This window comes from Halarchaeum nitratireducens, from assembly GCF_017874695.1.
Lineage (GTDB): Archaea > Halobacteriota > Halobacteria > Halobacteriales > Halobacteriaceae > Halarchaeum > Halarchaeum nitratireducens.
Map to the genome: position 1 here is coordinate 15,604 of NZ_JAGIKY010000014.1, position 19,443 is coordinate 35,046.

A 19,443-nucleotide genomic window follows, 5' to 3' on the forward strand; every position below is an offset into this window, starting at 1 on the left:
TTGCTTGTGTTCGAAACGCCTGATTAGTGTGCCCGTGAACACGTCTATTACCAATGAGTGAAGCCGACAGACGACTATCCGAAGAGAGTGAGCAACGGTTTCTAGACCTGTACGCCCATCTGTTGGTGTATGTCAACGACCGATTCGAGGTCATCGAAGAGATTGAAACGGTCGCTGATCTTGAACAGCACTATACTGACGAGCTTCTCCCGCTCCGAAACACGCTGTACAACGAGTCGACGACGGACCTGATAGAAGACTTTGTTGAAGAGAATCCTCCCGACCTGTCGGAGACTGATCTCGAACAGGTCGCAGCGTGGACTGACTTCGTCGCCGGAGAGTTCGTCGTCGTCCGCTATCGCGAGGACGACGCGATCTTCCTCGATTGGACAGAACCGCCGAAAGCATACGCAGTCCGCCCGGCTCGACTTCCGTTCGCCGAGGTGTGGGACGAGTCCGCACTTCCAGTCCCAGTTTCGAGTGTCGTCCTATTGCCGTTCGAGGACCAGATCGTCTACGACGGGTGGATCGGGGTCAAGAACATCATCTTCGGGGGCTCGCTCAGCACTGACATCGACGACGAGTATGAGGAGGCCAAACATCGCTTCGGCATAATCGACTCGCTTCCAGCACCCGAGGAAGCCGAAAAGACGGATGCTGAGAAGTTGCGCTTCTACATGAAGAACAAGCGCAACCGAGAGCGATACGCGTCGGAGATCGAGCAGTTACGGGAGAAAACCGACAAACTGGAGCGGATTTACCATCAAGAGATGGGGAAGGCCCGAGCTCGAAGTTTGGGTCGCGAACTGCGCGAGTTGGAACTCAACGAAGCCTATGTAGCGATCTACGATGATCGGATCATCACCAGTGCCCCCTCCGAATCCGAGGTTCGCGAGCTACTCGAAGAGATTATGCCCGCTGGGAAGGCTGACCACCCCTACATCTACCACTTCGATCCCTGACCGAGAGTCCACAGCCTACGAATGGAGTTGCGTGACAGTCGATGCGATTTCGCTCTTGGTCGGTTCGCTTGAGAACTCGAACACGCTGTCCCCGACACCGAAGGCGTACCTCTGGTAGGGGACGTCGACGTGAATCCAGCATTCGACATCGCTGTCTGTCCCCTTATACTCGGCTTCACCTGTATTCTCTCCGTGCTTCAGCACATCGAGCAGGTACTCTTCGATATGTGGCGCATTCGCGATCCGCAAGAGATGGTCGGCAGCGACGTTGTCCAACACGTCTGCTGGGGTTCCGTATCCGTCGCCGACGAGATAGAACTTGCCGTCGTACTCGTGTGACTCGATCTGAACACGGAGTGCGTACGTCTCAGCCATATCGGTATTTCCGAAGAGCCACGTATCAGACTGTCTGTTGAAGAGATGACCCGCTAGTGGCCGTGTCGTGAACAAGATTTAGTCGGAATGGCACGCAACCACTGTATATGTCTTTCACCGCCAGCTGGCACACGCTTCTCGAGGAACTCGACGACCTCCCCGAGAGTGCGACGCTCATCACGTCACTCTCCCATCAGCGATTTCGTATTACTGACGTGCAGGACGCTCGCGTCATCATTCAGTTCGAAGACAGCAACGAGACGCGGCCACTCCAGCGCGACCAGTTCGAAACGCTCTATCGACGAATTGAGGACGCCCCCGACGGGTTTGACCTTGATCGTCTCCCGCCGGATGCCGACCCATACCCGGCGGTGTGGAGTGTCCATCCACGATTCGAGGTTGATGAGGACGCTGGCATCATCACACAATCAGCGGTTGCGACGGCAACGCAGGTGATGGGTGCAGAGCAGGAACCAACGGACGAGGAACGAACTGAACCCGACGGACTTGATGTCTACTCGGATGCGCTCCTCCTCATTGACGCACTCGAACGTCACGATGTGACTGATCTCTCTGAACTGGAGACGGACGCGTTGGTGAATCTCTACACTCTGCTTTCGGATGTCCAGCGAGATGCTAACGAATTCCGCAAGGAGATCGCGGATGTCCTCCTCGCTCGGCTCCATCACGACCGTCCGGTTTCCGGGCAGTATGGCTCCGTCCAACGGACGAGTCGCCGTAACCGCTCGCTCAAAGACGATGAGGAGGTACTGGAACGCCTCGAGAACGCTGGCATCGACCGCGAACGTGTGCTGAGCGTCGACCGCTCGAAAGTCGATGAAGCGCTTGAAGTCACCACGCTCTCCGAATCCGATGTGTATGAGGTCGAAGAAAGCGAATACGTTCGCAAAGCAGAGGTCGATGAAGATGTCAAAGAGTCCCGATTGCAGGGGTTGAAAGACCGCCTTGCTGCCAGCGAGGACGACGAGGCGAACCAGCTCCGAGAGGAGATCGAGGACCTCGAGCAGCGTATCGACGACCTCACCAGCTTCCGCACAGGTACGGAGATGCAAGGATGACTGCCTACCGCTTTCGCGTCAAGTTCGCCCCCGACCCCACGTCGCTGTGGCGGGATATCGTCGTTGGTGCGGACAGAACGATCGCCGAGTTTCAGTCGGCGATCAACCCTGCGGTCGGACTCGATCAGGGCCACCTCTGGTTCGTCGGGGAGGATGAAGACTACTGGGACAGCGCCGTCAAATACCAGTGTCCGCAGGAGTACGAGGAGTCGCTTGGTGGTGATCCGGTATTGCGTACGGAACGGATTGAGAACGCTGACGAGGTGACGATCAGCGAGATGACTCGCCAGCTCGGCCTCGAACAGTATGACCGTATCTGCTACCTCTATGACTACGGCGACGAATGGCGGTTCTACGCAATCTTGAAAGAGATTCTCAGCGATGATCCGAGCGACAAACCACCCGAGGGTATGAAAGAGAAAGGCGAGTCCATCGACGACCAGTACGACGCACCAGGAGCCGCTGAAAGCGATTCGCCTCTCCCTGACCCACTCTATTCAGTGCTCCCTGAAACTGCTGTCCCTGTTACGGATCTGCGTGAGTTGGAGAAGCGAAATGGTATCGTCCACGTCATACCACTGCTCAGTCTCGAAACCGGATTCGGGGCGGTCTGCGAGCGGTTCGCGATTCAGTTCGAAGAGAGGGGATACGTCCTCGAAAACTTTCAGCCGGGGTGGCAGGTCGTCGAGGAAGTCGACGGGGTAGACAAGACGGAGGAAGAACTCCTCGCGGCCCTTGCGGACGCAGTACGTGGATGGCACGCTGAAATCGCGGAGATATCGGGGGCGATGACAGGGCAGCATTTCGACGAGGAGACTGTCGAAGCGATGCACGTCGAACTGGAAGCAGAACTCGAGCGCATAGGATACGGCCACCTGTAGGCTGCTCTCTTGACTGTCTGCCGAAGAGAACGAGTTCTTGGCTGTGAAATGTCCAGCGTCTCGTAGTGGCACCAACCTGTGAGTCTCGCCGGAGTGTCTTTCGTGGGATCGCCCGAAAATCGCACGTCGCGTGGCCGAAGTACGACTCGACACCGTTGTATGACCGAGGTTCGCTAGCCGGACTGGAGTCGGACGTTCGTACTGTTTCGGAAGCGTGGTTCGATCATGACGCCCATACCTCCGTTGAGCTGTTCGTCTGTACGGTTCCGCTGGCCTACTTTCGATTCAACCCTCACGATCGCTACGCGAACTCGACACGCTATGAGATGGCCACGCTCTTTCGCCTGTTCGTGCTGAAAGAACTCCACGGGTGGGACCACGAGACAGCACTCGTTGAGTACCTCAAACGTCGTTCTGACATCCGTGAGCAACTGAGTATCGAGTCGATTCCCGATCAGTCGACGCTGTGGCGAAGTTGGCACACACGCTTCACGGAAAATCTCCGAGAGACTATCGAAACGGTTGCTCGAACGATCCTCATCACCGCTCAGAACGCGGGCATCACGGTCCCGCGTGAACCGGATCGAACGCTCCGGCACCACGATACTGAATCCGGTCAGCCGGCGCCAGACGATGGAGACGTTCTCGACCAGGCGAGCAAGATCACCGACCACGTCAGCCACATCATCTTCCCCGCGTTCTCGCTTAATCGTGGTGAGGGCTGTGAGATCCACGAGAATGCGTTTTGGGACTTGCAAACGTATCTGGGATTGCGAGAGAATCTCGCCGCGAACGAGGGAGCTCGCAGTTTCATCCACGAGTCGACTCGTGACCGGACTCCGATGGGACACGCGCACCGTGACCATCTTCGTGATCTCTCGATCGAACAGATTCGAGAGATGTATCGGCAAGCGGTGGGTCGCCTCTTAGAAGAGGTCGCAGCGACGGAGGCGTTCTATCGTGCCGGGATCGTAGCGATCGATATCACTGAAGCCGATCCCTTCACAGGTGACCGAACGGGCCACGAAGACGAGATTATCGGGACGAAGGAGAAGACCGACGAATACGCCTACCAGTGGGCGACAGTCCAGCTAGTCGGCAACGCTGTCCCACTCGTCCTCGATGCTCGTCCCGTGCGGAAAGGCGTTACACGCAAGGAAATCGTCGAAGACCTGCTTGACTCTGCGGAGGACCTCGTTCACGTCGATAACGTGCTGATGGATCGAGAGTTCGACAGCCAGCACGTCTTGGAGATGCTCAGCCAGCGCGGGCTCTCGTACGTCGTGCCGAAACGAATGCAGACCAGCGAGAAAGCCCAGGCCAAGCGCCTTCTGCAACGTGATAAGGATCGGTATGAGACCAGCCGGAAGTTGCATCTCGGCGATAACAAGTGGCACCACACGACGCTGATCTACCGTCGAAAGGAGAACTCCGAGCATAACGATTACCGACAGTATTCGGTGTTTATGACGAATCGGAGGAGTGGCCACCTCACCGAGTATGGGTATCGGTGGGAGATCGAGAGTGGGTACAAGTCGATCAAGCGATTTATGGCCGCAACCACGTCGAAGCATTTCGGCCTACGGTTCTTCTACTTCGCGTTCGCGTGTCTCCTGTACTCGATCTGGCGAGCGGTGGATCTGCTCGTACAGGTTGAGTTGACCGGTGAGTACGAGCATTCGCCCATCGTCACAGCCGACAACACACTGACGCTGTTGAAGAAAGAAACGGGAATCGGATAGTGAGGGGACTCTCCCCGTGGTAGCGCGGCGTCTGAGTGGCTACACTATCCGAAGCCTCGGAAATGCCCCGGGTTAGTTTCCAGTTCAACAAGAACACGCGTTTCGAGAGCGATCTGAGGCAGATTCCGTTCGTCAAATCGGTCGAAACTACGCATCACAGGCCCGCTAAACCCACTGTAGTCTCAACTCCACGGCCCGACAGAAGATGAGACCGGCCTTCTCAATGCATACGGTTCTCGGACTGGTTTGTGGCTATGGACAAGGTGATCCTTCGACATTTTCGTCGATTTTACTTCTAATCACAGAAAGCCGGGAAGCTACCCATTCCAAGGCGACCAGTACATCGCGCTGACGTTGACATTAAAGTCGTAAACGTGCTAATACTGGTCTAACCGCCAAAATGCTCTCTACTCACTCCACGTGAGCTGGCCAACGGTTGGAAACTCAACCTTCGCTGTTTGGGGTGGGTTGTAGTATCGGGACTTAATCTCGTAGTATCCGAATTCCGGAGGGATACGAGCGCACGCCTTTGCCAGATTTTCGTCCGCTGTGTGAGTGATCACACGGATTCGAGCATTCGCATCGAACAATCGAACTGCCAACGCGACCACCGCCGCGTCCTGCCAGTTGTTCGTCTCTGGATACTTGCTCTGCTGGTTGAGAAACTCATCTGCAACGAACCGTGCTTTCTCAACCGGTCCAGCACTACTCTCGAATCCCGCTGTACGATCACCTGGTAGCGGTGTGGCTACCCGAAGCCACCCTTCTTCGATAGCCGTATCGAGGTATGGATTCGTCGGTGAGTCGGCACTCCCGGTATCCGCCAGCTCGTGGTAGACCGCTGCTGGCACCCAAACTTCAGTTCCAGCTTCCTCTACGGCACTCTTGAGCGATTGTAGGTGTGGACTGGGGTGCTTCCCCAAGTTCCGAAACATCACCGTGTCCGCAATGTTCGCAGTATACATCCTCGCTCGGTTCACTTATCGGCGTATTCCTCGAGGAGATCGCCCCCCTCCGCATCGAACTCATCCGGTGTGTACGTCGTCGGGGTCGAATCGTCATCACCGAGGTCGAGAACCGAATAGAGCGCTTCGACGAGATCATACGTAGTTCCAGGAGAGAGATCTGTGAGGCTCGCGATTTGCCGGATTGTGACCTCGCCCTCACTGTGTGCGTTCACGAGATCGTATGCGAGCGCGAACGTGACGATGCCGTAGTCTTCGAGGACTCGTTCGATCGCTGGGTACTCGTTTTTCTGGGCGATTACCTCGATGATTTTGGGAGTGATCGAGACTTCCGTCTCACGGACCGTCAACGTTAGCTCGAACTCCTGAGCGGTGTATACGGCAGTCCCGGTCTCGTCGCCAACCTTGCTGATCAGGCCCGCCTGCTCCAGTTTATGCAAGTAGTCGTACACCGTCTTTTTGGAGACGGTCGTTGTTTCGACGAGTTCGGGACCTGTTGCAGTCTCTGCCTGTCTAATCGATGTATAGAGGTCCGCGAGGGACGGGTTCTCAAGTAATTCTGCGAACGTCGGAATTCCAGTGATGGTTCCTGGAGTGTCCCCCGCGTTTCGCACGTGTTCTGTATCGTAACTCATCTTGTGTAGAGTTACGAAACTGGAAACCATAAATGTTTGCCACGGAACCGGGTCACTGTAGTGTTTACAAACGGGCCCGACCGCAGAGGATAGCTTTGTTACGTGCCTTAATTACACACTACTCTCGCCCACAACGCCCATTAAGTAGAGACGCGAACTTATCACTGGTATCTCTGTCAATTTACGTCATATAGCAGCGCAATGCTGAATACAGACACATAGCGACCCCTGAATATTATCATTTCAAGAATAGTTAGGATGGGGGAGAGTCGATACAACAGTATTGTTTTCCCATCTCTTGTACAAACCCGACTAATGACGGCGCAGGACTCCACGCAGACTGAAGACCGAAAAGACGACCACCTTCAAATCGTCCAAGAGCGGGACGTCGAAACGACAGGCACGGGCTTCGACGACGTCCACCTCGTCCACAACGCGCTTCCGGAACTCGATTACGACGCGATCGACCCCTCCATCGACTTCCTGGGTCACGACCTCTCTGCCCCAATCTTCATCGAGAGCATGACTGGCGGGCACCACAACACGACGGAGATCAATCGGGCGCTGGCCCGGGCCGCCAGCGAAACCGGTATCGCCATGGGTCTCGGTAGCCAGCGAGCAGGCCTCGAACTCGACGACGAACGCGTCCTCGAATCGTACACCGTCGTCCGCGATGCCGCACCCGATGCGTTCATCTACGGGAACCTCGGCGCTGCACAGCTCCGAGAGTACGACATCGAAATGGTCGAGCAGGCAGTCGAGATGATCGACGCCGACGCGCTCGCGGTCCACCTGAACTTCCTCCAGGAAGCCACCCAACCAGAAGGCGACGTCGATGGCCGGAACTGTGTAGCTGCGATCGAACGAGTGTCCGAGGCACTCTCGGTGCCGATTATCGTCAAGGAAACGGGCAACGGCATCTCCGGGGAGACTGCCCGAGAGCTAACTGCGGCAGGCGTTGACGCTCTCGACGTCGCTGGCAAAGGCGGAACGACGTGGTCCGGGATCGAAGCCTATCGCGCAGCAGCCGCGAACGCGCCGCGACAGAAACAAATCGGCACCCTGTTCCGAGAATGGGGCATTCCAACCGCTGCAAGCACGATCGAGTGTGTTGCCGAACACGACTGCGTCATTGCGAGTGGTGGTGTCCGAACGGGATTGGACGTGGCAAAAGCGATTGCCCTGGGTGCCCGCGCCGGCGGGTTGGCGAAACCATTCCTGAAACCAGCTACAGACGGGCCAGACGCTGTCATCGAACGCGTCGGGGACCTGATCGCCGAGCTGCGAACAGCGATGTTCGTCACCGGCTCGGGGTCGATCGACGAGCTCCAGCAGGTGGAGTACGTGTTGCACGGAAAGACGCGCGAGTACGTGGAACAACGAACCAGTAGCGAGTAGTCCCGGATTCCCCAGTCTCAGCAGGACGGATAGAACAACAGCGGGAAAGAGAGAGCCGACTCCGATATCTGTCCAACCTGTACTTACCGGCTGTTATGCCTCTATCAGTGAGTGAAGAATCTGAAGTAGGAACTATTGATACGAGCTTACGCGATGTTCAGTTGCACGTCGGCTTCCGGCCCACTCAGCGTCACGAGATTGTCTAATTCGATACATGCCGGGCAGAACGGAAGGTCGTCAGTATCACCATCCCAATCGAGCTCATCCCAGCCATACGATTCACCACAGCTCGAACAACTCCAATCGTAGGTTCCGTACTCAGCAGCGAATTCAGGATACTGGTGGGCCAGTGTCGGCGTAAGCCGTGCACCACGGTCCACGTGGCCGTCTAAGTACTCGCGGAGGTTCTGCCGATCGTACCCATCAAACACGGGGAGAAGTCCCTCAATACCGATGTCAGTGTACGGTGTGTCGGCCTGTCCACAGCGGTGCTTGAACGAGCAGTAGTTACACTCCCACTCCCGCTCAGGCGTTGCTGGTGGTAACTCTCCGGCCTGTTCATACTCTGTCTGTGCTCGCATCCAGTCTACGACACGCTCCCAGACGTCCGGGTCGAACTCAACATGGAACGGCTTGATATCCAGCGTCGTCCGGCTCCCGTACACGATCATCCCCTCCGTAATTGAATGGTCGTACTCCTGGTCAAGCGCGTACAGGTACGCGTACAATTGTGCGCGGTGATGTGGCTTCGGCCCGGAGAGATGGTCAAGCGACGTCGTGGTCTTGATTTCAGTCACGAACAGCGGTTCTGCATCCGCAGTTACGATTGCCGGGTCAGTAGACCCACGGATCGTGTGCTGCGTTCCCTCGGCCTCGATTTCGGCGTCGATCCACAGCGAGTTCGTCACGTACGTGTCCGGGGTTGTGATACTCTGTAGGAACGGGACGACAACCTGTTCCTCGAACTCGCTTCCAATCCAGAACAAGCCCTGTGGTGGTGTTCCCTCTCGTGGGGCGTTCTGGCGGGCGTAGCTGGCTTTTCGATGGCACTCCAGCAATCTACTTGGGGAGTGTCGCTCTGGATCCTTCGCGGGCGAGGGGCCGTTGAAGTACGCCTGTCCTTCGAGGATGTTGGTCTGGAATTGCTGTTCGCTGTACCACTCCGTGAACGCCCGGTTCGTGATCCGGTCCTGCACGACTTGCTGGGCGTCAAATCCAGTATTCGATGGTGAGGATGCCGGGCCGAGACCAGCGTCTCTTGATGGGTCGCTCATCACACTGAGAATGACGACACGAGCACCCATAGGAAGACGCGTGTCGTTTCCGAAATCCTCGCTAATCAGGAGACTAGAATTGGGTACTGAAGGGGTGTTAGGCGTGTGAGCGGTAGGTTCGGGCTTTCGTATTCCCTTCCGCGGAGATGAGATTGTAGTGCTCTAGTTTGGAGAGGTAGTTCCGCACCATCCGTTTGGTCTTCGGGTCGTCAGCCTGCTCGCAGTACGCGTCATAGAGGTCCTGTGGAGTGATTTCACCCTGGTCGATGATGATGTCGTAGAGCAATTCTTGGTGGGTTGTGAGCCGATCGACGGTTTGCTGCTTGATTTCCGATTTCGCTTCCGGAGTCACCTCTTCGATGATATCTGCCGTGATACGGTCACTGCCGCGCCCGGTACGTGCTGCGCGGCGGAGGATTCCGATGGCGACGCGAGCATCACCGCCGGCGTTCGCGGCGATGAGTTGGAGGTGAGAGTCATTGATGACAGCCTCTTCTAATCCCCACTGGACGCGGTCATGGAGGATGGAGGTGAGTTCGTTTTCGTGGTAGGGGTCGAAGTGGATGCGTTCACAGTCGGTGAGGCGGCTATTGAGTCGTTGGTCGATGGACGCGAACAGGTCTTCCTCGTCGTTAGCGATGAGGATCATCGTGATGTGGGGGATGCGGTAGAGGTCGTACAGTAGCGACTTGTCCTCCAGTTGATCCACTTCATCTAGGATAACGACGTATGGGGTGTCGTCTGCGGTGCGGAGGCGTTCAAGCAGGACGTCAGTGGGTGTGGATTGGCGGTGGATATCGACGGTTTTCCCGATGCCATCGAGCAGTCGGTGGAGAGCCTGGAAGCGGCTGTGGTCCTCCCAGCAGTTGACGTACTGGTAGTTGAGATCGACGACCTCGCCGCGGAGTTGTTCGACGAGGAATTGTGCGATACAGGTTTTCCCGACGCCTGACGGCCCGTACAGGAGCGCTGGGTCGGCGCGTTCGCCTTTTGTGAGTGGGTTGAGGACGCTGGAGAGGTAGTTGACTTCCGCGTCCCGGTGTTGTACCTCGCGTGGGATGAATTCTGGCTGGAGTACTCGTGCGTCGGTGATCATGGGTTTGCGTCGACGCAGTCTGCCAGCATTATAATTGGAAGGGTGTGGTTTCCGAATCTTCCGAATCACCACTCCCGAGTAACTGATTGGGCGTGGCTACCGGTGGTTGGCAGTCCTTCGGCTGAATCTGCCCTGATTATACCGGCACGTAGGTACTTACCGAAACTACTCCGCATTAGGGCGGGTTCTTACCAGTGAATTCGGCGTGAAACAGCCGCTCAGTCGGTGGGAGAGTCTACCGCCCAATTCAACGAGAGAGTAGTGGCAAAAAAGGTATATCACGAAGGGTAGTTGTTTCTACTATGAGCCCTCCCCTCTCACGTCGTCGGCTTCTCGCACTGGGCGGTTCAGCCGGGGCAACCGCCCTCGCTGGATGCCTTGATTCTATCACAGGAAGTGAACAGGAGGTCTGCTCTTCAGGCTATCGTGACGTCGGAGACGTGTTCACGAAGCGGTCGATCGTGGACTATCTTCGGTATGCATCGTTGACGGTGCCACAATCTATTGCGGCAGGTGAGCAATTCGTGGCGACACTCACAAACGAGTCCACTGACCCACTCACCACACTGGGAAAAACTCGATATATGATTCAGCGGTTAAGCCCTGACGGCACGTGGCGAAATACCATCGGCGTGCCCAAAGACTACGAGTGGTCGCCGTCGCAACGAGTGCTGGAACCCGGCGAAGAACTCCGCTGGGAAATGACACTCAGTGCCAACGAATTTTCAGGCCCGTTCCAACGGTGTACAATACACACACAAGCCACGTACCGGTTCATCTACTGGGGGTTCTCCGAACATGATGCAGGCATCGCACTCGCCGCTCCATTTCAGGTCGTTGAATAACGGCGAGTATGATACACTCAGAGGCTGCACTTACCGACTGTTTCAGCTCTCACTCTGAATAACAGTAGTTGACGATACGGTTTCTTTATTCAGAGTGCTGGGTGAAACAGCCGGTTAGTTCAGGCGGCCAACAAAACATATGTTTGTCTGCGATAGTTGGCTTAAATGTGAATCGGACGAGACAGCAGAGGATAGGTTCAGTATTCCTGGTCCTACCGTCGGTCTTCATGGTAGTTGTTGGCGCACTTGAAGGGCTCTGGATAGCAGTTGTTCTTGGTGGGGTGGCCGGGCTCCTGGGAGTCACGCTCTACGTCGGTATCGGCCGGTACGAAACGGAACTCGAACAGTTCTACGCGACACAAATCGATTACGCGAGCCCACCGGCGTTCGCCTACACACTCTCTCAGACGGTCGCGTTCACGGTGGCATTCTGCTGCGCACTCTACGTCGCTCTGACCTTCGACCTGGTCGCACCCGTCTCGGAATGGGTTCCCGCGACGGACAGTCTGGTGGTCCTCGGCGGCGCTGTTCTGGGGCTTGCGCTCGGAGCCGGCTACCCACCGTTGATGCAACGGCAGGACCTCGTTCCGCTGCTGAGCGTCGGACGGTGGGCGAGCGAACTGGACGGCGGGCTCTTCGTCACTGCGTATGCCGTACTCCTGTTCGGTTCCGACCCGCTATCCGGCGTCGTCTTCGGAGTTACGTACGTCGGCAGTCGAATCGCCGTCCTTGGCGGCATCCGCGCCAGCGCCCGCACTGACCGGAATAGTGCGTGATACGCTTTCGCGGCGGAGACCATTAGTTCGACATTTTCCCACTGAAACAGCGGTTAGGTAGGCATACCTACTTACCGATTTAGCCGTTTCAGTTTCAGGTGCCTTTCTGAATAAAGAAATCGCGCTAGCAACTACTGATAAAGAAACCGTATTGGGAACTACTGTTATATATCATTCATAGGCAGTCTCTATTTCACTAATTATCCGAAAGATATCGAATAGGCAGAGAGCGGTGTGGTGGAATCCGGCCACTCCATAGTGGAGTTGCCCGTGTGAGACACGGTTCCTGAGATTTGTTCCAGCAGGATCCACGTACCGGTAGTTGAGATACGAGACGACATTCTCGTCAACGGTGCCACGCATCTGACGGAGTAACCCACCTAGAGTACGCTGTTCACTTTCTCTGGATTCAAACTTCGTCACCGGAACATCGTGGTGTTCAAGCGTTCTCGCAATCACACCTTCAAGCCTTGCAACACCGACATGCAGCGCCTCAGCGTATCGATGAGAGAAAAATGCAATTACGAGATCGGTTAGGAATGCTTGGTCATCAATACTCAACCAGTGGGCATCCCAGATTAGCCGATAGAAATGATGCTCCGCAAGGATACCACGCGAAATCAGCCGGTATAACAGCGAGCTAAGGAGTTTACCTGAGAACTGGGCCATTACACTATAATTGGCTGGGCGCTGGTCCAGTTCCTCTTGTGGGTCACGGATAGCAACAGTATCGCCTTCCGGTGAAATGGTAGTACGCGTAATGACCTCGCTGATGATTGACCCCTCCGCAATTTCGCGGGACGTCTCCAAATCTGGCAGGAACGGCTTCTGAGTTAGCAGGAACTTGAAGGCAGACGATGGGTCAAACTGGTTACTCCACCCCTCATAGGTTTCGACCAGTGATTCAATCGCCTCTTCCAGTTCCTCAATATCTTCTTCGTCCGGTTCATGCGTAACTTCGGTCATCTCATCCTGGAAGGCAGCTCGATTCGCAGCCCGAACTTCACGTTTCCATTCCGCAACTCGGCGATCATCAACGAACGCCTCACACCGCTCAATAGCAGTAGATAAAACCGATGCACGAACCATGCGACTCCGCTGCCCCTTCTCCTCCGCTTCAGCCTCGAACGAATCAGCGATAGCTGCCTTTTCCGCGCTCGCATCCTCTCCAAGATAGACTTTCAAATCGATGAGATCCTCAAGAAAACCGCGCTCATTCTGATACGCATCCTGCTGCCGAGCATACTCAACTCGCTCCTGAAGATAGTCGATGACACGCTGGAGAACTGGTTCCGGGGCAATATGCCGATGTCCTTGAATGGTAGCAACGAGCCGGCCGACATTACCAAGATGTACGTCTTGGCCACCGTATTCCGTTTCCAAAACAGAAACTGCTGTTTCAAGCCACTGCCTAAGCTCCTCCTCGTGGTTCAGTTCACCGTATAGCGTGATGAGCTCTGAAAGACAGAATACAGCGACCCCAGACCATCCGTTTTCGATAGCAGCTTCAAACCCCTCTTGATAGCTTTGGAGCGCGGGCTGTGCACCTTCTGTGTAGGCGTCTCCATCCGCGAGTTCCCAGTACGCGTGGAAGTAGACGGCTTCGAGTAGCGGGCTGGCATTCAGGTCACCCAGACGCTCTTCGACGATGTCCGGCGATTTGATAGAGCCTGATCGGGCCTGCGAGAGGAGGTTTCGGAGAGAGATGGCGAGATGATAATCGCTCTCAGGATCATCCTTGCTCTATTCAGATTATCTAGGATTCTCGTCATTCTTACCCAATTACGTACCTACGCTTGCTTAGCACCCCGGATAAATGTTATTTAATTGTCGGTTTGTACAGGCGTACCCTCCGAACTTCTGAACTTCCCTGACTTCGGAGTGTAACTCAGAGTTTTGCCGTCGACGTCGAGAATATCGGCGAATCGGGTACTTGGGCGCTATCGAACCCCTTGCAGATCGCGGATGAGCGAGATTCGGCGCGAAAATCCGGTCTGACTGAGGAGAATCGGTGAGTCAGCCGATAGCTGCCGCTCTGGAGTCGTCGAACTCGCCGGTGTCGCGCCCCTTAATCAGGTTCGTCTTGGAGGTGAATCGCGAGCCAGTCCGCCAGCTCCCCCGCAGAAATCGCTGGCGTGTAGTCAGTAATTTCTCGCGTAACGGTGGCCTTCAGGAGGACGTCGGCGAGCCGCCAGACGTTGTACATGAGGATACCGAACACGAAGTAGTACACTCGTAACTCGTGCTCCGTCGACGAGGTCCGCGCGAGGAACTCCTGTTTGATCGCGCGGTACTCGTTCTCGATACACCACCGATTCGCGTAGTGTTCTACCCACGCTTCCGCGTCCTCTGGAGCGATCGAACGGTTCGTGATGAACGTCTGCGTCTCCCCGTCGTTCCCGGGAACGTAGAGCAAGCGTGACTCGTGTGAGCCCCGTGCAGTATCGACTTTCGTTCTCTCCACGGCAACATCCTTCCCGTCCTGCTCCATTCGCTCGGCGACCTCGAGCTCGCTCGAGTGCTCGATCTTCGGCAGGAGGTAGTCGACACCGAGATCATCCAGCACCTGGTAAACGTCGAGTGACTCAAACCCCCGATCGGCAAGCACCAGATCGATGTTCACGAACTCTTTGGCGCGTTTCACGAGCTCTCGAACGGTTCGGTGGTAGTGGTGGCTCGGGTTTTCGTCCCATGCCGAACTCTCGATGACCGGCGCGTACGCGAGAATCACCGGCATACTCTTCCCGACCAGCGAGAGCGTCGCGAACTTGTACGCCCGCCGCCCTGGGTCTTTCGTCCCGTTTACCTCCGAGGGGAGGTCGTCGTCGGCGTGGAACTCCCACGTCGTGATGTCTATCGCCGCCGTCACCGGACGCTGGAGGATTTGGATATCGTTGGCAACGCTGAGCAGGTTCTCTATCGACTGCGTGAAGCCTGCCTGAATCGCGTCCCTGGAGAACTTGTTGACGGTACGCAGATGGGTGTCGCCGTGGGGTGTGTAGTCTTTGCCGAAGAAGTTCTCCATCCGTGACTGACCCGTCGGCGTTCCACACCCGCCCATTGCCATGAGCGCTTGTAGCTCGTCGAACCGGCTGTCGGGGTACTTCACGTTCTCCGCTCGCCCAGTATCGAACGCCCCGAATACCGTGTCTCTGGCAAGTCGGACGTGCTTCCGAATCTGGTCCTTGGAGAACTCGCCGACGTGCCGCTCACGAAGGTCGGAGTCGTTCTCTTCGACGTGTCGTGGTTGGCGAAGGTCAAGCGCGCCGTCGTTCTCGTAGGCGGCGTCGACGAGACGCTCACTCACCGAGAGGATGCTCCGTTTAGCAGTATCGGAGAGGTGGTCGTCCCACGCGTCCGTCAGCGTCTGGCGCGTCGGAGCCGTGTTGTACTTCCCGAATTTAGCCGGGTCGAAGCCAAGGCGGACTGCCCGTGCTTCCGTCGAGAGATACTCGTAGAGCCCCTTCCAGGAGAAGCCGCCAAGTTCGCGGCAGAGGATTGCTCGCACTATCGGTTCTACGTCGTACTCCCGGTGTTCGAAGAAACTGTGGTCCTCTTTCTGGAGTATTGGTTTCGTATTCAGACCCTGTACGAGTTCGATAAGGTTTGATGCGGCTGTGAGCCCGTCGTGAGCATCGTCGGCGATCAGTTTCGGGGCAACCTGCTCAGCCACCTCAACCAACCTCGGACAATTGAAACATCCATTTCCTAGTTTGAATCGAAAGCATGTCGCACCACTCCAGGTGCTAAAACCCGTTAAACAATCCGATATGCGACACGTCATTTCAATCTATCAAACTTCGCTGTCAAAGTCTTGGACAGCGTCTGAGATTTCCGTTCACCAAGTTTGAAAAACAAATTATGTTTCTAATATATTGCCGGAATAAACTGCGTAACGATGCTTCAGTAGCGTCTGTGAGAAAATCCCAGTAAGCATAGATATCTCAGTGATTGAAGCGATTTGTTTGTCATTGTCTCAGCGGGTGAGGTCAGATCGTGACCCGTTTTTAGGCGAGATATTCGATGATACGATGACTTCTCTACGCATACTCTTCCAATTATTTCAAGTCTAGTCCGTATAATCAAACGACTGGGTCCGTTCCAGAACTATTTATCCCGGTATCAACGATTCGACTCTCGTTTGATCGACGCGCGCTGTCCTTTCTCGATCGGTGCGCCGACAGTGTTACCCCATTCGACCCACGAACCGTAGTAGTTCCGGACGTCTCCGTAGCCGAGGAGTTCGTGGAGCACGAACCACGTGAGTGCGGATCGCTCGCCGATTCGACAGTACGTAATCACCGCTTCCTCTTCGTCGATTCCGTGTTCACCGTAGATCTCGCGGAGTTTGTTCTCGGGCTTGAAACAGCCTGTTTCCTCGACGACCTGGTTCCACGGGATGTTCCGGGCACCGGGGATGTGTCCACCACGTTGGACGCCCTCGTTCCACCCGGGTGGTGCGAGTATCTCCCCTCGATACTCCTCCGGCGTTCGGACGTCCACGAGCGTCGTCTCCCGGTCGAGCGAGGCCATCACGTCCGGTTGATCCGCGCGAATGTCGCGTCGTCGGTCAGCGACCGTGTATGACTGCGGCGTGAAATCCGGGACGTCGTCGGTGAGCGGCGCGTCGCGTTCCTTCCAGAAGTCCCGTCCACCGTCGAGGAGACGCACGTCTTCGTGGCCGTAGTACGTGAAGAGCCAGTAGGCGTGCGCTGCAAACCAGTTTCGCATATCTCCGTAGACGACCACTGTCGACTCCGGTGTGATCCCGAACCCGCCGAGCAGGTCTTCAAACGCCGCTTCGGTCGGAACGTCGAACGTCGTCGAATCTTGGAGATCTGTCTTCCAGTCGACTTTGCTCGCTCCCGGGATATGCCCGGCGTCGTAGTTACTGGGGTCGATGTCAACCTCCAATATTCGAAGTGACGGGTCGTCTCGGCGGGCGTCGTCGAGACGGTCGACGAGCCAACCCACGGAGACGACGGCATCGGTGGTGGTGGGGGTTGTCATACGAGCTAGTTCGTCGGGGAGTGCATTAATCTCCTGTTGTCGCACACCGATCGGTCATTCGAGCCACTGCGTCCCAGTCTCGCCGTCGACGTACAGGTGGACGAGTTTCGACTCTGCCTGTCGGAGTCGGTAGGAGAGCGTGGACCGCGGAATCTCGAGATCGGTCGCGATCTCGTCGAGCGTCGTCTCTCGCGGTGGGTCGTAGTAGCCGGCGTTCACTGCTGCATGAAGAGCGTCCGCTTGCTCGTCGGGGAGTGCCACCCCGGTCAGTTCGTCGCGTCGCCACTCCGTCGCGTCCTGAAGGTGGCCCATTCGGAAGGAGAGGCCGTCACGGAGGCGTGCGCCGAGTTCGTCGTAGAAGATTCCGATCTTCTCGTCGGAGCGCATGAGGACGCGCCACCAACACGTCGATTCTCGACGGCGCGTCTCGAAGATCAATCCGCCCGGAAGATGTGCGCCCGCGAGCGTGTGAACTGACTCACACTCGCAGATATCGGCGAGGTACGAGTAGAGAACGAGTTCGTTCGTCGTGCGCTCGACGACGTCGTGGTGGCGGGCCGCGACGCATCGACGGTCGGTGATCGCCTCCCCACAGGCGTCATCGTCGAACCGAACCGCTTCGAGGTCGTCCAGGGCGGCCCCGGGGCCCGTCGCGTGTTCCATCCGCCAGAAGGCGTCCTCGTCGACGACGGCATCGAGTGAGTGCGCGCTCGCTCGCGGGTGCTCGATGAAAACGTCCATGACGGGGTCGGCCCCGTGTTCGTATTCGATGGCGAATGTGAGCTCCCGCATCATCCCGGTTTCGTTGTCGTTCGACAAAAATTGTTCGTGATGCGGTCAGAAGAGTGCTTGCACGACGACGAGCATGACAGTCGCGACGACGAGGAGACCGGTGAGCACGACGAGGATCGGCTTATATCCCGTCGAACGGAGCTCGTCGACTTGGAATTCAAGGCCGAGCCCGGCGAAGGCGAGCAGGAAGGTCCAGTCGGAGAGATGTGTGAGTGAATCGATCTGTGCGCCGCTCAGGAGGCCGAGGTTCGCGACGACCATGACGACGAGGAAGCCGACGACGAACTTCGGGAAGGTGTCCCAGAGGAACCGCCAGCTGACGGTGGCCGTCCCCCCGTCGGCTGCCACACTACTCTCATTCCCATCGTCGCTCGCGCGCTTTCGGGCGTAGTAGACGGCGTAGGCGACGGCGACGAGCCCGATGAGGGCGTTTCGGGTGAGCTTGACGAGGAGCGCCCACTGGCCGGCCGACTGCGAATAGGCGAATCCGGCGGCGGTGACGGGACCGGTGCTGAACATGGTGAGACCCGCCCAGATTCCGAAGACGGTGTTCGAGAGACCGAGGAGGTGACCTACGACGGGATAGACGAAGAGCGTCGTCGAGTCGAAGAGGAGGATCGTCGCGGCGGCGAACGCGACGTTCGAGTCGTCGGTGTGAATACTCTCAGCGATGGCGACGACGGCGGAGACGCCACAGATGCCGGAGCCGGCAGCGAGAAGCGATCCGGTCTCCTCGTCGATGGCGAAGACGAATCGTGCGACGAGTTCGACGACGAGCGTCGTCGTGATGACAGTTGCTGCGACGAGCAGGAGGATGGTGGGTCCGGCGGTGAGGACGCGGTCGAGCGCGATGCGTGCACCCATGACGACGATCCCGATTTCGAGCCAGACCTTGTGCGTGCCGACGGCGCTCCGCGCCCAGTCGGGGACCCCGTAGAGGTTCCCCACGAGAAGGCCGAGGAGGATGGTGAGAATCAGGTGATTGACGGGGATGACGGTCGCGATGAGACGGCCGGCGAGCCCGATAGCGAGCAGTAACAGGAGTCCCGGGATGAGCGTTCGCTTCATCTGCTCACCACGGGATTGTAACGCCAGCATAGACGAGTGTGAGCGCTAAGAGGCCGAGAATCACCGCTTGCCAGCCGCTTTCAAGTTTCATCCACCACTGCGTGAGTCCAGCATAGATGTCCGTAGTATCGTTCACTGTACCATCTCTCGGACTGCGATTAGAATAAATCCTTGTTTGTCGAAGGACAATATTTGTCGAAGGACAATATTTGGTGGAGAATGCATGGGAAGACGAATTATGATGTCTCTCCGTAATTCGTGTTCTAGATTAGAAATTCGACAGGTTTCGATCGAGAGACTCCATTAATCCAGCAAGACCACTCTCGGTAAACGACTGAGATCGCGGCGAGAGAACGTCGTTCAACCGTATCCTCTAATTAGACCGGGTTGGGTTATTTTCAGTGTCCCAAATAATTGAATATGGTTATATAATTGGATTTCAATCTTCAGTAACACTCCAGAAGAACGTTCGTGTTGCCTAATTCCGCGGTTATAACGACCCAGATGGTGGGAGGTTATCGTTTACAGAAACCCACCCTCCGAAG

Annotated in this window: 18 protein-coding genes; 7 read left to right on the top strand and 11 right to left on the bottom strand. The window is 56.5% G+C overall.

The window, feature by feature from the left end; all coding sequences use genetic code 11:
• Positions 1–53: 53 nt before the first annotated feature.
• Complete coding sequence (locus J2754_RS13020) at positions 54–962, top strand: hypothetical protein (RefSeq protein ID WP_211087673.1); 909 nt, start codon at positions 54–56, stop codon at positions 960–962.
• Between the two features lie 15 nt (positions 963–977).
• Here the strand turns inward: J2754_RS13020 and J2754_RS13025 are convergent, their stop codons facing one another.
• Positions 978–1,337: a hypothetical protein gene (locus J2754_RS13025; RefSeq protein ID WP_089649979.1), complete on the bottom strand. Its 360-nt coding sequence runs from the start codon at positions 1,335–1,337 to the stop codon at positions 978–980.
• A gap of 107 nt (positions 1,338–1,444) precedes the next feature.
• Between J2754_RS13025 and J2754_RS13030 the strand changes: the two genes are divergently transcribed.
• The 3 genes from J2754_RS13030 (at position 1,445) to J2754_RS13040 (ending at position 5,039) form a co-directional block, all read left to right on the top strand.
• On the top strand, positions 1,445–2,416 hold the full coding sequence (locus tag J2754_RS13030) for a DUF7983 family protein (protein ID WP_089649980.1): 972 nt from the start codon (positions 1,445–1,447) through the stop codon (positions 2,414–2,416).
• A complete protein-coding gene (locus J2754_RS13035; protein ID WP_089649981.1) occupies positions 2,413–3,297 on the top strand; it encodes a DUF7964 domain-containing protein in 885 nt (294 codons plus the stop codon). The genes J2754_RS13030 and J2754_RS13035 overlap by 4 nt, the downstream gene beginning before the upstream one ends.
• A gap of 65 nt (positions 3,298–3,362) precedes the next feature.
• Entirely contained in the window at positions 3,363–5,039 is a 1,677-nt protein-coding gene (locus J2754_RS13040; protein ID WP_089649982.1) for a transposase, read from the top strand.
• A 407-nt stretch (positions 5,040–5,446) separates the two neighbouring features.
• Here the strand turns inward: J2754_RS13040 and J2754_RS13045 are convergent, their stop codons facing one another.
• Positions 5,447–6,004 carry a PIN domain-containing protein gene (locus tag J2754_RS13045; RefSeq protein WP_211087674.1) on the bottom strand — a complete coding sequence of 186 codons (558 nt, stop codon included), beginning with the start codon at positions 6,002–6,004 and terminating at the stop codon, positions 5,447–5,449.
• Between the two features lie 11 nt (positions 6,005–6,015).
• A complete protein-coding gene (locus tag J2754_RS13050; protein ID WP_010890434.1) occupies positions 6,016–6,669 on the bottom strand; it encodes a winged helix-turn-helix domain-containing protein in 654 nt (217 codons plus the stop codon).
• Between the two features lie 285 nt (positions 6,670–6,954).
• Between J2754_RS13050 and fni the strand changes: the two genes are divergently transcribed.
• Positions 6,955–8,037, top strand: coding sequence for a type 2 isopentenyl-diphosphate Delta-isomerase (fni, locus tag J2754_RS13055; RefSeq protein WP_010904022.1), 1,083 nt, complete (start codon positions 6,955–6,957; stop codon positions 8,035–8,037).
• Between the two features lie 146 nt (positions 8,038–8,183).
• Here the strand turns inward: fni and J2754_RS13060 are convergent, their stop codons facing one another.
• Positions 8,184–9,311, bottom strand: coding sequence for a CRISPR-associated protein Cas4 (locus J2754_RS13060; protein WP_245333035.1), 1,128 nt, complete (start codon positions 9,309–9,311; stop codon positions 8,184–8,186).
• A 97-nt stretch (positions 9,312–9,408) separates the two neighbouring features.
• Positions 9,409–10,407, bottom strand: a complete 999-nt coding sequence (locus J2754_RS13065) for a Cdc6/Cdc18 family protein (RefSeq protein WP_211087675.1) — start codon at positions 10,405–10,407, stop codon at positions 9,409–9,411.
• Positions 10,408–10,709: 302 nt separating this feature from the next.
• Between J2754_RS13065 and J2754_RS13070 the strand changes: the two genes are divergently transcribed.
• Together J2754_RS13070 and J2754_RS13075 are read left to right on the top strand one after the other, a co-directional pair.
• The gene (locus J2754_RS13070; RefSeq protein ID WP_211087676.1) at positions 10,710–11,252 is read left to right on the top strand and encodes a hypothetical protein; all 543 of its coding nucleotides are present in this window, start codon (positions 10,710–10,712) and stop codon (positions 11,250–11,252) included.
• Between the two features lie 167 nt (positions 11,253–11,419).
• A complete protein-coding gene (locus tag J2754_RS13075; RefSeq protein WP_211087677.1) occupies positions 11,420–12,028 on the top strand; it encodes a DUF8100 family protein in 609 nt (202 codons plus the stop codon).
• A 171-nt stretch (positions 12,029–12,199) separates the two neighbouring features.
• On the opposite strand, the gene J2754_RS13080 is transcribed toward J2754_RS13075, so the two are convergent.
• The 6 genes from J2754_RS13080 to J2754_RS16505 all read right to left on the bottom strand — a co-directional run bounded on the left by J2754_RS13080 (position 12,200) and on the right by J2754_RS16505 (position 19,034).
• Positions 12,200–13,411, bottom strand: a complete 1,212-nt coding sequence (locus tag J2754_RS13080) for a DUF4209 domain-containing protein (RefSeq protein WP_211087678.1) — start codon at positions 13,409–13,411, stop codon at positions 12,200–12,202.
• 685 nt (positions 13,412–14,096) lie between these two features.
• Positions 14,097–15,701, bottom strand: coding sequence for a transposase (locus J2754_RS16655; RefSeq protein ID WP_211087679.1), 1,605 nt, complete (start codon positions 15,699–15,701; stop codon positions 14,097–14,099).
• A gap of 449 nt (positions 15,702–16,150) precedes the next feature.
• Positions 16,151–17,038, bottom strand: coding sequence for a sulfurtransferase (locus J2754_RS13090; protein WP_211087680.1), 888 nt, complete (start codon positions 17,036–17,038; stop codon positions 16,151–16,153).
• Positions 17,039–17,092: 54 nt separating this feature from the next.
• Positions 17,093–17,830, bottom strand: a complete 738-nt coding sequence (locus J2754_RS13095) for a helix-turn-helix domain-containing protein (RefSeq protein WP_211087681.1) — start codon at positions 17,828–17,830, stop codon at positions 17,093–17,095.
• Between the two features lie 45 nt (positions 17,831–17,875).
• Positions 17,876–18,898, bottom strand: coding sequence for a YeiH family protein (locus tag J2754_RS13100; RefSeq protein ID WP_211087682.1), 1,023 nt, complete (start codon positions 18,896–18,898; stop codon positions 17,876–17,878).
• A 4-nt stretch (positions 18,899–18,902) separates the two neighbouring features.
• On the bottom strand, positions 18,903–19,034 hold the full coding sequence (locus J2754_RS16505) for a hypothetical protein (protein ID WP_269070310.1): 132 nt from the start codon (positions 19,032–19,034) through the stop codon (positions 18,903–18,905).
• Between the last annotated feature and the right edge of the window lie 409 nt (positions 19,035–19,443).